This is a genomic window from Rothia sp. HMSC058E10 (assembly GCF_001809415.1).
GTDB lineage: Bacteria > Actinomycetota > Actinomycetes > Actinomycetales > Micrococcaceae > Rothia > Rothia dentocariosa.
This window is the reverse complement of the sequence record NZ_KV797606.1, coordinates 16,346-30,414: the sequence shown is the minus strand read 5'-3', so window position 1 is coordinate 30,414 and position 14,069 is coordinate 16,346. Positions and strand designations below refer to the sequence as shown.

12 protein-coding genes and 1 pseudogene are annotated in these 14,069 nt (G+C 56.6%); 7 read left to right on the top strand and 6 right to left on the bottom strand.

The window, feature by feature from the left end:
• Positions 1-41: 41 nt before the first annotated feature.
• Positions 42-1,298, top strand: a complete 1,257-nt coding sequence (locus HMPREF2609_RS00365) for a P-loop NTPase (protein WP_070534453.1) — start codon at positions 42-44, stop codon at positions 1,296-1,298.
• Positions 1,299-1,463: 165 nt separating this feature from the next.
• Here HMPREF2609_RS00365 and HMPREF2609_RS00360 read toward each other — a convergent pair whose 3' ends face one another.
• The 5 genes and pseudogenes from HMPREF2609_RS00360 to dapE form a co-directional block, all read right to left on the bottom strand.
• Positions 1,464-2,942, bottom strand: a complete 1,479-nt coding sequence (locus tag HMPREF2609_RS00360; RefSeq protein WP_070534452.1) for a hypothetical protein — start codon at positions 2,940-2,942, stop codon at positions 1,464-1,466.
• A gap of 164 nt (positions 2,943-3,106) precedes the next feature.
• Positions 3,107-3,478, bottom strand: a complete 372-nt coding sequence (locus tag HMPREF2609_RS00355; protein WP_004005117.1) for a twin-arginine translocase TatA/TatE family subunit — start codon at positions 3,476-3,478, stop codon at positions 3,107-3,109.
• Positions 3,479-3,632: 154 nt separating this feature from the next.
• Entirely contained in the window at positions 3,633-5,135 is a 1,503-nt protein-coding gene (locus HMPREF2609_RS00350) for a hypothetical protein (protein WP_070534451.1), read from the bottom strand.
• On the bottom strand, positions 5,132-5,353 hold the full coding sequence (locus tag HMPREF2609_RS00345; RefSeq protein WP_070450482.1) for a hypothetical protein: 222 nt from the start codon (positions 5,351-5,353) through the stop codon (positions 5,132-5,134). The genes HMPREF2609_RS00350 and HMPREF2609_RS00345 overlap by 4 nt, the downstream gene beginning before the upstream one ends.
• A gap of 252 nt (positions 5,354-5,605) precedes the next feature.
• Positions 5,606-6,740, bottom strand: a pseudogene (gene dapE / locus HMPREF2609_RS00340) (succinyl-diaminopimelate desuccinylase).
• Positions 6,741-6,847: 107 nt separating this feature from the next.
• Between dapE and dapD the strand changes: the two are divergent.
• From dapD to HMPREF2609_RS00310, 6 genes are all read left to right on the top strand, one after another.
• A complete protein-coding gene (gene dapD / locus HMPREF2609_RS00335; protein ID WP_070534450.1) occupies positions 6,848-7,822 on the top strand; it encodes a 2,3,4,5-tetrahydropyridine-2,6-dicarboxylate N-succinyltransferase in 975 nt (324 codons plus the stop codon).
• A 331-nt stretch (positions 7,823-8,153) separates the two neighbouring features.
• Entirely contained in the window at positions 8,154-9,167 is a 1,014-nt protein-coding gene (gene galE / locus HMPREF2609_RS00330; protein WP_070534449.1) for a UDP-glucose 4-epimerase GalE, read from the top strand.
• A 348-nt stretch (positions 9,168-9,515) separates the two neighbouring features.
• Positions 9,516-10,277: an amino acid ABC transporter ATP-binding protein gene (locus HMPREF2609_RS00325; RefSeq protein WP_004005123.1), complete on the top strand. Its 762-nt coding sequence runs from the start codon at positions 9,516-9,518 to the stop codon at positions 10,275-10,277.
• Positions 10,278-10,287: 10 nt separating this feature from the next.
• Positions 10,288-11,136: a glutamate ABC transporter substrate-binding protein gene (locus HMPREF2609_RS00320; RefSeq protein WP_070534448.1), complete on the top strand. Its 849-nt coding sequence runs from the start codon at positions 10,288-10,290 to the stop codon at positions 11,134-11,136.
• Positions 11,137-11,156: 20 nt separating this feature from the next.
• The gene (locus tag HMPREF2609_RS00315) at positions 11,157-11,840 is read left to right on the top strand and encodes an amino acid ABC transporter permease (protein WP_004005126.1); all 684 of its coding nucleotides are present in this window, start codon (positions 11,157-11,159) and stop codon (positions 11,838-11,840) included.
• Positions 11,837-12,772 carry an amino acid ABC transporter permease gene (locus HMPREF2609_RS00310; protein ID WP_070534447.1) on the top strand — a complete coding sequence of 312 codons (936 nt, stop codon included), beginning with the start codon at positions 11,837-11,839 and terminating at the stop codon, positions 12,770-12,772. The genes HMPREF2609_RS00315 and HMPREF2609_RS00310 overlap by 4 nt, the downstream gene beginning before the upstream one ends.
• A gap of 102 nt (positions 12,773-12,874) precedes the next feature.
• On the opposite strand, the gene dapC is transcribed toward HMPREF2609_RS00310, so the two are convergent.
• A complete protein-coding gene (gene dapC, locus HMPREF2609_RS00305; RefSeq protein ID WP_070534446.1) occupies positions 12,875-14,032 on the bottom strand; it encodes a succinyldiaminopimelate transaminase in 1,158 nt (385 codons plus the stop codon).
• Positions 14,033-14,069: the final 37 nt, after the last annotated feature.

Below are 14,069 nucleotides of genomic sequence, written 5' to 3'. Positions count from 1 at the left end.
CGACGATACATACCCTCATATGAACGCGCTGAGGAGATACCATGAGTAGCCCTAACGCCACACCGCACGATCGTTCCCGCGAGAACGAACCGGCGCCCGATAATCCCCTTGAGGATGCGCTCTGGGCGGCGCTCGCGCGCGTGGAAGACCCCGAGCTGCGCCGTCCTATCACCGAACTTGGCATGGTGGAATATGCCCGGGTTCTCGCCGAAGAAGACGACCCGCAGCGGCGTTATGCCCAGGTGAAAGTTCTGCTGACCATTGAGGGTTGCCCGCTCAAGAACACAATCGACGCCCAAGTGCGCGAGGCGGCTGCTGCCGTCACCGGCATCGATCGCGTGCAGCTTGAGCTTGGTGCCATGAACTCCGAACAGCGCGGCGCCCTCAAATCCCGGCTCAAGCCCGAACGCACCAATCCCTTTACCGCGCCCGGATCGCTCACCCGCATCTTCGGGGTGGTTTCCGGTAAGGGAGGCGTGGGGAAATCCTCCATGACCGCAAATCTCGCGGCGGCATTTGCCTCGCGAGGTCTTGCCGTCGGCATTATCGACGCGGATGTGCACGGCTTCTCAATCCCGGGACTCATGGGCATTACGGAAGCCCCCACCCGACTGGATGACCTCATTATTCCCCCGACCGTAGACATTCCCGCCTCGGTACGAGGTAAAGACGATACGGGCGGGCACGAGTCGGCGGCTGGCGCATCCGGCGGTTTTGTGAAAGTTATTTCAATTGGCATGTTTCTCAAAGATAATCAGCCCGTCGCCTGGCGCGGACCGATGCTGCACCGGGCGCTTGAACAGTTCATTCTTGACGTTCACTTTGGCGCGCTCGATGTTCTGCTGCTTGATCTTCCCCCGGGTACCGGCGATATTGCGATCTCAATGGCACAGCTGCTTCCCAACGCTGAGTTGATTCTGGTCTCCACCCCGCAGCATGCGGCGGTGGATGTTGCTGAACGTGCCGGTACCCTCAGCCTGCAGACACAGCAAAAGGTGGTGGGCGTGATCGAGAATATGGCGGCGATGACTCTACCCGACGGTACTGTGTTAGAGATGTTCGGTTCAGGCGGCGGCGAGCATCTGGCAAAACGTCTGACCGAGGCGCTGGACTATCCGGTGCCGCTGCTCGGTTCGGTTCCTCTTGATGTTGCCCTGCGTACCGGCGGTGATGAGGGTATACCCGTGGTGTGGGGCCACCCGGAGTCCGCAACTTCTGTAGAAATTAAGAATATTGCTGCACAACTCTTGCACCGCAAGGATTCCCTGGCGGGCAAGCCGCTGTCGCTAATCGTATAGAGTTTCTCGGATAGCTCGCAGAAGAGCTCACAAGAATATAAGTATGCTGGGCATCGAGATTCGTATTCTCGATGCCCAGCATACTTATGCGCAACCGAACGCCTCAGGGTTTAGGACAAGAGCATCCCGGGGACCACCCACCCGAACGCTCAAAGGGCACAATCATTAGGGTATATTCAAGTCCCCCGGACCGTGACTATGCCACAGCCAACCTACCCATATCAGCTGTAAAACAAGCCCGAAGAACACCAAAAGCCAGCGGTACGCCCTTGAGTCTTTTCCATAGTTTATGAGCACGAGCGCAAGTGGGAAAAGAGGCAGCAGAATACGGAATGTTGAGGTCTGCGGAAGCCAGAAGACCCCCAGATAAACCATATAGGCAGCACACCAGATCAGCATGACGGGATGCAGCAGAGAACGGGTGCTACGCGAAAAAATCCAGCAAAAATAAGCGAAGAACCCTACGGCAACCAGCAGGGCAACAGCCCACATGTTCCACTGCGGCAAATAGGTATTCAGGTTGGTAACCCATTGCACCACATAGTGCTGCCCATCATCGACGGTACGCCCGCTCCAGCCTATTTCAGTGGCAAGATAAGCGTCTATTCGCCCAGTCGCAATTGCTGCGTGAAGCGCATGCCCCAGCGCGAAGAAACACACGATCAAGGCACTGATAAGGTGCAGGGATCGTGCCGCGAACGCACTCATCAAGGCTTGCCCGGTGCTGAGGGCCGAAGGCCCATCAGTCGCGCGGCGAACACGGTATTCAGAGACCACACAATACAGCCACCATATACCCGCGAGCGCTCCGAGGGGCACGCCGACAGGTCGGGACTGCGTGGCGAGGAAGGCCACCGGTATAGCCCAAAGGTACCGGTCATATGCCAAAAGTAGGATAAACAGGGCGATCGCGAAAATGGTCAGAGACTCCGCATACCCGGTTCCAAAAATAACCGCTGGCCCGCAAAAGCCATAGGCAGCAACCGACCATAGCGCCAGGGAACGATGCGGTGATTCCTGGCTCGCACGAATCTCGAATACTCCGTGCTCACGCCAGTTGAGGCATCCCACGAAGAGCAGGTAGATGACCCACGCGAGGGCAAAGCTCACCACTACGCTGAGCATCACAGTGCTGAGGACAAAAGGAATACCCGTGGTATCGGCTATGAACCCTGCAATAGTAGGTTGGGCAGGAAGGAAAGCCCACGTATTATGCCCAACAACTCCGTTATCGTATATGGGTAGTTGGATGGGGTATCCGTTCTTGTAAATCCGTTCGTACCATTCGGCGTCCCACCACCCTAAATATTCAAGAAGGGTGGGCACATGGCCGTCGCCCTTTTTCTGCTGACCGGCAACCTGCTGCATACCGACGATCCAGAAAACGATAAAACCCCATAGGCGGCTGGGTGCCCAAATACTCAGCACCTGAGCCCAGGCCGGTAACGCAGCAAAACGATGCGCCACCCGGCGCAGAGCAGCAGTCGCGGAAGTACCGAGGGAGTCGAAAAAGGAGAAGCCGCCGGTATGTAAGGTAAAACGAGTGGGATTAAAACGTTCTGCCCTGCGCGGGTTTAGCGGTGAAATGGGGTCCCGTGGTTTTTCCGCCTCACCATACGTGGGGCTATCAAGGCTTTCGCTCATCGGCGTATTCTCCTGGGCGGTGCGGTGTCTCGGAAGTTAGGTGATGTTTTTGCTGAAGATTTATGTTTCTCAAGGCTTTATCTATGTGACTGCCGCTAGGGCTTCGCACATAGTAAATCCCCTGCCGTAGGGCTAGGGGATCTTCCATAGAATCTAAGCCTTGTTTAGGTCGCTTCCGTATCGTAGGGAGCGTAGGCACCGCGCGGCAGCCGGTTTAGATTTGATGCGGCGGGCTTGTTCGCTTCGGAGCGTTCTTTAGCTTCACGTGCCCGTTCTGCATCGTCTTCCGCGAAGGCTTCGCGCACAATAACGCGGGGGTCATACTGACGGGGATCATACTGACGCCAGTTGATTTCGTTGAGTGTTGCATCCCCCAGCGTATCTTTAAACTCGTCTCGGGCGTCGAAGGCCATTCGACGAACTGTTTTGATGAGTTCCTTGATTTGGCGCACGTATTCGGGCATGCGTTCGGGGCCGATCACGAAGAACGTGAGAACGGCTAAGACGACGAACTCAGTGCCACTAATACCAAACACAAGATATAGAGTACCAGCATCTTGAGTACGACGGGAATTGCCACGAAGGCTTTTATGAGGTGTTTCGCACTGAGCTACACGGTTTTATCGTCTATATGTGATGCGCATCCCGCCGTAAGTTCTCGCCGGGATGCGCCTGGGTATACCGTTCGGTTTAGGGCGGGTAGTCCCCGCCGCCCGGTAGTTGCTTCCAATGCCACAGCCAGCCCACCCAGACAAACTGCAGAAGAGCCCCGGAACCAATCAGCAGCCACCGGTAGGCGCGCGAAGAGGATATCGCCACGATAGGAAGCATGAGTGGAAAGAGGGGCAGAAGCAGCCGGAAAGTTGAAGACTGCGGGTTGAGGAAAATCAGTAGATAGGCGCCGTAACATGCGCACCAGAGGATGATAGGACTTGCGAGAACCCGTTTCACGAGCGGGCTTGCCAGAAAGGCTGCATACCCCACAATCAGGAGCGGGAAAAGGAGGATCGTAAAGTACCCGAAATATGCTATACCCTGAGAAATCCAGGGTGCCACGGGTGCAAGATCGCCCTGGCGCCAGGCGGTTTCGGTGGCGGTGTAGGCATCAATACGACCGGTTATTTGCCAGGCATAGATTGGCCAGATGAGCGCGCAGAAGCAGATGAAAAGGGCACTGCCAAGCTGCGGCAGGCTGCGTAAGAAAACGCTCTCGAATCCTTCTTGGTCTTCGCCGCGCTGGCGGCGCTGCTGCTGTGCCTTAGCCTCTGTAATCAGGCAGGCGAACCACCATAGCCCGGCGGTGGCACCCAAGGGTACTCCAACCGGGCGGGACAAGCATGCCAGGAGCGCGACGGGCATCATGAGCAGATACTGCTTGCGCATCATCAACAGCAGAGCCCAAACGAGGAATACGAGGTTTAAGGATTCGGCATAGGGCACTTGCAGCACCGGGGCAACCGGCAGAAACGCTACCGCCGCAACCGCCCAGAGCGCCAGATTGTGCCGTGAAGTTTTTACATCCTTCGGGTCTTCGGTGCTCGACGCTGCCTCAGATACATTTTCGCCATGCGATTGGTCTCGGTAACCCACAATATTCAGGCTCGTGGTGAAGAGCAGGTAGATAACCCATGCGGCAGCGAACCCAGCCAAGAGTGCCACGGTAGCCGCTACCGGATAATAACCGATCCCTGTAATCCGGTTAATACTGCCAGCGAGCAGCGGGAATAGCGGGTAAAATGCCCAGGGATTTTGTGCCACCGCTCCGGTGGAATCATAGGGCAGCTTACTCGGGTACCCGGATTGCGCAATCTGCCCGTACCAGCTGGAATCCCAGGTGCTAATGAAGGGAAGGTACCCCAGATGCTGGCCCCAGGGACCGAGCAGCTGTTGGTTGCCAACCACAGAAAAAATAATAAATCCCCAGACGCGGCTGAAAGCGTAAACGAGCATGACTTGCAGCCAAGCGGGAAGTCTTAGAAAGGCCTCGCCCATACGGCGCAAACGCTCCCCCGATGCTATATACAACCATGTGATATCGGCATTGAGGGTAGAGGTTTTTGAGGGGTTTTTATCCTCATCTCGGCTGGATGCGCTGGCAGGTTTAACCTGCGTCGCCGGTTTGTTCGCTGAGCTCCAGGGAATAGAGGGCACGGTGGTGTGCTGCTGGGGAGTTTTATCAGAGGGATTGTTCATCGGGAATGTTGAGGTAGAACCGGTGATGAGGTCAAGGTGCTTTCGTCGCTTACGGACTCCCGAGGTGCCGTTTTACCCGCAAACACGTCTAGTCCATCCCGAGCGATATAGGCCGCTAACTTCTTGCCGGGGTATAGTCGCTGGCTGGTGAGACCAAAAGTTCCCAGCAGGGTGAGGATCAGAACCACCACCGCCAGAAGCGTGATCAGGATGTTCATGGGATACCTTTTCGGTTCAGGTTCGGTTCACGGGTCCTATGAGCCCTCAGATACGCCTGTCATAGGAAACACGTGTTTCTTAAGGCGTACCCAAAGTAGCTGCTGATCGCCGTTGCCTGCATACAATAACGCATCCAGCGGGTGGGCGGCGCATCGCGGCTCATAGATTTACTCTATCTGTTCAGTCTAGCCTACCTGCCCGGCTGGCACAGATATTAAAGTGCGTATTTGTATCGGTGTAGGGTTTATCGGTTAGTCTTCATCGACTTCGGTATGCAGCCAAAAAAGCAGATCGGTATAGCAGCGGGTAAGTGCGCTGAAGCTCACGTGCTCGTTGTCGGTGTGAGCGAGGAGCGCATCGCCGGGACCAAAATTCACCGCAGGAATACCAATCTCACTGAGCCGCGCCACATCTGTCCACCCGTATTTGGGTTTGGGTTCCTGCCCGACAGCCGCGATAAGTGATGCCGCCAGCGGGGTATCTAATCCGGGCCGCGCCGCCGGCGAAAGGTCTACGAAGTCGAGCTCATAGCCGTTGAAAAGTTCAGTGACGTGCGCTTTTGCCTCATCCAGGGTCTTATTCGGGGCAAACCGGTAGTTAATGTGCAGGGCGGCAGCATCGGGAATAACGTTCCCGGCAACTCCCCCGGAAACCTGAACGGCGTTGAGCCCTTCACGGTACGCTAGCCCCTCAACCTCGTAAGTTTGCGGCTCGTATTCCTCCAGAACACGCAGCGCCCCAGCGAGCTTGTGGATTGCGTTTTCACCCTTCCAGGCACGCCCGGAGTGCGCCGCGAGCCCGGCGGTGCGCAGGTAGAAACGCATCGTACCATTGCATCCGCCCTCAATAGTGCCGTCGGTGGGTTCCAAGAGCACACCAAAATCAGCGTCAGTCAGAAGCTCACCGTGGTTGCGAATGAGCCGCGCCATGCCGGAAAGTTCGCTGGCGACTTCCTCATGGTCGTAGAACACGTAGGTGAGGTTGTAGTCGGTATCGTGCTCGCCCAGTTCTGCCGCCAATTTGAGCTGCACCGCAACGCCGCCCTTCATATCGGTGGCACCGCGCCCGTAGAGAATCCAGTCCCCGTTATCTTCAACAATGCTTGCGGGTACGGTTCCGAGCGATCCCGCAACCGTGGGCAGGGGCACGGTATCCAGGTGACCAGCCAGCAGAATGCGCGTGCGTTCCTCACCGTTGCGGGGGCCAAATTCGGTACGGGCTATCATAGCGTCACCATCGCGGGTGAGATGCAGATGCGGATATGCGCTGAGAGCCTCATAGACGGCGTCTGCAATAGTTTTTTCTTCCCCGGAGAACCGAATAAATATCAAGGAGCGTGCGGGTGAGTTCGGGCATCGAAACATTCAGATCAAGCGAAGTGGTCATCAAGGGATCTTCCGTGGTTGCGCAACAGTCTTCGTGTTCAACCCTAGCATTTCAACCCGTGGGAGGCCGCGCGGTTTCCCTATACGGCGCCCGATAGCGCATCTATAATGGTGGGCATGTCTGAAAACCTATCTTCCGAATCCCGTTATGCTTCCGGCGTCGCGCTGGTGAATGTCGTGGCCGCCGGGAATGAGGCTGGGACCGTGCTCGATGCTTGGTTCCCCGCCCCCGCGCTAACCCAGACCCCCGACCTTTCTCTCGCCGATGAGCTGGATGCGCTCGTCGCCGACCACCCCGAACGTAACGCCCGTACTGAGGTGCGCACTGCCTCCATCAACCTGGATGAGGCCCCCGAGGATGCGGTCGATGCTTACCTGCGCCTGCACTTACTTTCGCATACGCTGGTACGCCCGAACAGCATCAATCTGGACGGACTGTTCGGCAAACTGGCAAACGTGGCGTGGACGAATCACGGACCGGTACTCGCCAGCGAGTTTCAGAAACTTGCGCTGGGGCTTCGTAAGCTCGGGCACCTGAGTGTGAGCCATATCGATAAGTTCCCGCGCCTGGTGGATTATGTGGTTCCCGCCGGGGTGCGTGTGGGCGACGGCGACCGCCTGCGTCTGGGTGCGCATCTGAGCCCCGGTACCACGGTCATGCACGAGGGCTTCGTGAATTTCAATGCGGGCACCTTGGGTACGTCGATGGTTGAGGGGCGCATTTCCCAAGGCGTTGTGGTGGGCGACGGCTCCGACGTGGGCGGCGGCGCCTCTACGATGGGGACGCTCTCTGGCGGCGGCACGCAGCGCGTCTCGATTGGTGAGCGTTCCCTACTGGGTGCGGAGTCGGGTATCGGCATCGCGCTCGGCGACGACTGCGTGGTGGAAGCCGGTCTGTATGTGACCGCCGGATCGCGCGTGAGCGTGCTCATTCCGGGCAAGGAACCGCGCGCGGTCAAGGCCGCCGAGCTTTCGGGGGTCTCAAACCTGCTGTTCCGCCGCAATTCGGTCTCGGGTGCAATCGAGGTTCTGCCGCGTGCCAAGAACACCGTGGAACTCAACGATGCGCTGCACCTGAACTAATGCCGCTCCCCTAAATTTTTCACACGAAAAGTCGCCTATTGGTCTCACATGTTCAACCAGTGGGCGGCTTTTCGGCATAAAAAGTATTCCAAAAGTCACGCGGATCAGGGCTAAGTGGTACAGATGGTTTTCAAACGTGAAATACGCGAAGAACCTCCAGGTCAGCATACCGTTAAGACATACACAACACAGTCGCACAGGTCTCAGAAAACCCGCCGGGCGCATCCAAGGCGGGCTACTATATTAAGCGACGTTATCACGGGGTGAGCACTCACCCACACACCATGAGGAAGCACGGGCAAAGCCTCGCGCCTTCCGCGAAAGGACAATGATGAAGGTTCTCGTCACCGGTGGCGCCGGTTACATTGGTTCCCACACCGTTCTTGAACTCCTCAATGCCGAACACGAGGTTGTCGTCATGGATAACCTGTCGAATTCCTCCGAAACTTCGCTACAGCGTGTTGCCGAGCTCGCCGGTCGCGCACCCGAGTTCCATAAGGTTGATCTGCTGGATTTTGAGGGCATGAAGAAACTCTTCCTCGAGATCCGCCCGGATGCGGTTATCCACTTCGCGGGATTGAAGGCAGTGGGTGAATCAGCAGAGAAGCCGCTGTGGTACTACCAGACGAATGTCGCCGGTACCCTGAACCTGCTCTACGCTATGGATGCCGCAGACTGTCGTTCTATCGTATTCTCATCGTCCGCAACCGTGTACGGTGAGCCCGAATCCATGCCGCTCATTGAGAAGCTGAATATGGATGCACAGTCATGCTACGGCCGCACCAAGGAGCATATCGAAGACATGCTCGTAGATTTGGCGGCTTCCGATGACCGCTGGAATATCGCTCTGCTGCGCTACTTCAACCCCGTGGGTGCGCATGAATCCGGGCGTATCGGTGAGGATCCTTCGGGTATTCCCAACAACTTGGTGCCATTTATCGCTCAGGTTGCGGTTGGCCGCCGCGAGCATCTGAACGTGTTCGGCAACGACTATCCCACCGTCGATGGCACCGGTGTGCGCGATTACATTCACGTCGTCGATCTTGCCGATGGTCACCTTAAGGCGCTGGATTACATTAGCGAGCACGGCGGTCTGCACACCTGGAACCTGGGTACCGGGAACGGCTACTCGGTGCTTGAGGTGCTGCATGCCTTCGAGAAAGCCTGCGGTAAAGAGTTGCCCTATAAGATCGTGGCGCGCCGCCCCGGTGATGTTGCTGTTTCCTATGCCGATCCTTCCTCGGCACTGGCTGATCTGGGGTGGAGCGCATCCCGAGATATTGACACTATGGTGCGCGATCACTGGAACTGGCAGAAAAATAACCCGAATGGTTACGATGCCTAGCCAACTGCCTCGTTAAGAGGTTCCTAAGTCGGGTGTCTTATGCAAACTTATGCATAAGACACCCGACTTTTATATTTTTAACTCTACGTAAGTACACCTGAAGTACAATAAAAACAACATAAAGTATTGCGTGAGGTTCATATATTTACATGGTATTTATTGCTTTTATATGGCCTCTATTTCGAGTCACCAAAACTATAACTATGCACAGAAGATAAATTTTTCAATAATTTTTACAGAAAACCCGGCAGCTGTTACATACCCGTTACAAACCTGACGTAAGCTAGAATCTCATTCGTTTTATGAAACCCACGTCATAGATGCATCTCACATGAAAGGGTTATCACCGTGACACAGGCATCTGCACCCGCAGAAAAACCACTCGTAGAGCTCAACGAGGTCAATAAATATTACGGCACCAACCACGTGCTCAAGAACATCAATTTAGCGGTCAATAAAGGCGAAGTTATTATCCTTCTGGGCCCTTCCGGTTCCGGCAAATCAACCCTCTGCCGAACCATCAACCGCCTCGAAACTACTTCCTCAGGCTCTATACATATCGACGGAAAAGAACTGCCCAAAGAAGGCCGCGAGCTCGCCAAGCTGCGCGCAGAAGTAGGTATGGTCTTCCAGTCCTTCAACCTCTTTGCCCACAAAACCATCCTTGACAACGTGACGCTAGGCCCACGCCGCATCCGCAAGCTCTCCAAAGAGCAGGCCGAAGCCGAAGCTATGGAACTTCTCGCCAAGGTCGGGGTAGATTCCCAAGCAGAAAAAATGCCAGCCCAGCTTTCGGGCGGTCAGCAGCAGCGCGTCGCTATCGCCCGCGCTCTCGCGATGAAGCCCAAGGTCATGCTTTTTGACGAGCCCACCAGTGCGCTCGACCCCGAGATGGTGAACGAAGTGCTCGATACCATGGTCTCCCTCGCCCGCGACGGCATGACCATGATCGTCGTAACCCACGAGATGGGATTCGCCCGTAAGGCCGCCGACCGCATCGTCTTCTTGGCGGACGGCGAGATTGTTGAAGAAGCCACTCCGGATGAATTCTTCACCAAGCCTAAGAGCGAGCGCGCCCGCGACTTCCTCTCCAAGATCATCGACCACTAGGGGGTGTGCCATGAAAAAATCATTCTTTAACCGCGCCGCCACCAAGTTTTTCGCCGTGAGTACCGCAGCTGCGCTTGCCCTCGGTTTCACGCTGACCGGGTGCTCCAGCGCCTCGGACTCTAAACCTAAGATTCGCATCGGCATTAAGTACGATCAGCCCGGCTTGGGCTACCAGGACGGTCAGGATTACACCGGTTTTGACGTAGATGTGGCGCGCTACATTGCCGGTAAGCTCGGCTACTCAGAAGATCAGATCGAGTTCGTAGAGTCCCCCAGTGCTAACCGTGAGAATATGCTCTCCAACGGTCAGGTCGATATGATTCTGGCGACCTATTCCATTAGCGACAGCCGTAAGAAGAGCGTTGATTTTGCCGGTCCGTACTACGTTGCCGGGCAGGATTTGCTCGTGCGCGCCGATGAAACGAGCATTACCGGACCCGATAGCCTGAACGGAAAGAACCTATGCTCGGTGACCGGTTCGACCAGCGCCAAAAAAATTCAGGATACCTACGCCAAAAACGTGAACCTGGTGAAGCAGAATAGCTACTCGGACTGTGTGGTCGCCCTCAACGGCGGCGTGGTAGATGCGGTGACGACCGACGATATTATTCTTGCGGGTCTTGCCGCGACCAAGGCGAATAAGGGCAAACTCAAGCTGGTTGGCAAAACATTCACCACTGAGAAGTACGGTGTTGGTCTGCCTAAGGGTACCGATAAGTGTGAAGCCATCAATAAAGCTATTAACGAGATGGTAGAAGACGGCACCTGGGAGAACCTGGTGAAGAAGCACACGGACGGCACCGGCTACAGCTACAACACCGAAAAGAATCCGCCAAAGCCTTCGGCGTCCTGCGCTTAGGCACGGAAGAGAGGAAAACGATGTCATTCTTTGACCAACTCGGCGCTCTCTTCGCCAAATACGATGTGTTGGGCGCGTTCTGGGTGAATATTCAGCTAACGTTCTGGGCCGCGATCGGGTCTTTCGTACTCGGTGCGATCCTGGCGCTGATGCGTATCAGCCCGGTTCCCTCGCTGCGCTGGGCGGGTACGATCTATGTGCACTTATTCCGCAACACCCCGCTGACGATTCTGATGACTCTAGCGTTACTGGGCGTGTGGACGCAGTTTCAGCTGTCGTTCTCGACTGATTTTGAGACGAACTTCTTCGTGTATGCCGTGATCGTGCTGTCGATCTATCACGCATCTTTTGTGTGTGAGGCAATCCGTTCGGGTGTGAACACGGTTCCCACCGGTCAGGCGGAGGCGGCTCGTGCCATTGGCCTCGGCTTCATGGATACTGCGCGCATGATTATTTTTCCGCAGGCGTTGCGCGGCTCTATTACTCCGCTGGGTAATACGCTCATTGCATTGGCGAAGAACACGACGGTCGCATCGGTAGCATCCGTTGCCGAAGCCTCCGGCATGATGAAGTCCATGATTGAGTTCGATGCGAACATGGTGTTAGCGATCTTCCTGATCTTCGCACTGGGATTCGTGGCGATTGTGGTGCCTCTAGGCATCCTGACCACCTGGTCCTCACGTAAATTGGCGGTGAAGCGATGAAATTCTTTAATTCTGATGTAACCACAAGCACCACTGTCCTCTTCGACGCCCCCGGCCCCCGTGCGAAGGCTCGCACCCGTGTCTTCAATATCGCGGCGATTCTGGTTTTTATCGCGTTCGCTGTCTATGTGCTGAGCGTGATGGGCGCTAAGGGCCAGCTTGAGGCAGAAAAATGGACCGACCTCTTCACCGCAAAAGCTTGGGGTTCCTACTACCTGCCCGGTCTGATTTCAACCCTACAGGCGGCGGGTATTTCGGTAATTACCTCTATCGCTTTCGGTGTTATCTTCGGCATGGCACGCCTGGCGCAGAACCGCGTGCTTCGTTGGTTCGGCACCATTGTGGTTGAGTTCTTCCGTGCCGTTCCGGTGCTGATGATGATGATTTTCTTCTGGCTGTTCCTCAGCCGGTTCAGCTGGATTAACCCCTCACAGCTGCCGTTCCTTGCGGTCGTGATCGGTTTGACCTTCTATAACGGATCCGTGATTGCAGAGTTGCTGCGTTCGGGTGTCAAACAGCTGCCGCGCGGTCAGGGTGAGGCAGGCCTGGCGATCGGCCTGACCCCCGGTCAGACCCTCCGCACGATTCTTATGCCGCAGGCCTTCAACTCCATGATGCCTTCGATGCTCAGCCAGTTTGTGGTGATCCTCAAGGACACCGCGCTCGGGTACATTATTTCCTACCCCGAGCTGCTGGCATCCGCACGACGCATCGGCTCGGGTGACGGCAACGTGCTGCAGACCCTTCTGTTGGCGGCGGCGCTCTTCGTCATCGTGAACTTCGCGCTCACGGCGCTGGCAACCTGGCTGTCCTCGTTCCTAGCCTCACGTACTTCCTCGAAAGTTCGCAAGGTGGACTTGGTTCCCGGCGAGGTCGATAACCCGAATCCGCCCACCCTCCAGATGTTCTTGCTCCCCGGCAAACGCAAGTAATCGGGGGTGCGCATCCGGTATAGAAGATGCCCGGAACTTCCTGTATTGGAGGTTCCGGGCATCTTTATTTCTCAGGTGGTTTTATTTTTTTGCAGCGTTTTCCTACCCTGCGCTTGCCATCAGACGCTCGGCCGCCTTCGCAATATCCTCATCGGATGCGGTCAGCGCTATACGCACATACCCGGCGCCGTCTTCACCGTAGAAGACCCCCGGTCCCGCGACGATTCCCAGCTTGGCCAAACGTTCGATAGACGCCCACGTATCCTCGCCGAAAGTGGTCCACAGGTACAGCCCAGCCTCAGAGTTTTCGACGCGCCCGCCTGCGGCGGTAATAGCTGCGAGAAGCGCCTCCCGGCGCGCCCGGTACTTATCTTTCTGCGCCGCCACATGGGCTTCATCTCCCAAGGCGGCAATCAGCGCACGCTGCACGGGGGCGGGAACAATCATCCCGGCGTGCTTGCGGGAGTTGATGAGGTTAGGCATAAGCTGCGCATCACCCGCAATAAACGCGGCACGGTACCCCGCCAGGTTCGACTGTTTTGAGAGCGAATATGCGGCGAAAAGCCCGGTAAAGTCGCCGTCGCATACGCGGGGATCAAGAATAGAGGGCACCCGCTGACCGCCGCGAGCTTCATCCCACGCGCCCCAGCCGAGTTCCGCATAGCATTCGTCGCTGGCTACCACAGCACCAATATCACGTGCCTGCCGCACAATCTCGCGAAGCTCAGCAACATCACGCACCACGCCGTTCGGGTTGGCGGGCGAGTTCACCCACACCAACCGCACGCGCCTGCGCACATCTTCGGGCAGCTCATCAAGCGAATCTGCGGGCACGGACTGCGCGCCAGCGAAGCGCGCCCCCATATCGTAGGTTGGGTACGCCACGCGCGGGTAAACCACCACATCGCGCTCTTGAGTGCCGGGGTCAGTTCCTAGTCCCAGTAGAAACGGAAGCCACGCCACAAGTTCTTTGGAACCAACCGTAGGCATCACCTGGTCGGTGCTTAGCCCGGTGACCCCGCGGCGGCGTGCAAACCAGTCTACGATCGCCTGGCGCAGTTCAACAGTTCCGTGCGTGGTCGGGTATCCGGGGGCGTCGGATGCGGCGGTGAGCGCATCCTGAATCAGCTGCGGGGTGTCATCGACCGGGGTGCCGATGGAGAGGTCTATGGTCCCACCCGGATGTTCAGCAGCAAGTTTGCGGTAGGGAATAAGGGTTTCCCAGGGGTATTCGGGTAGATCTAGACCGTAGGCACGCATGGTTCTCCTTGTGCGGCGTTGTAAACCGGCAGATACC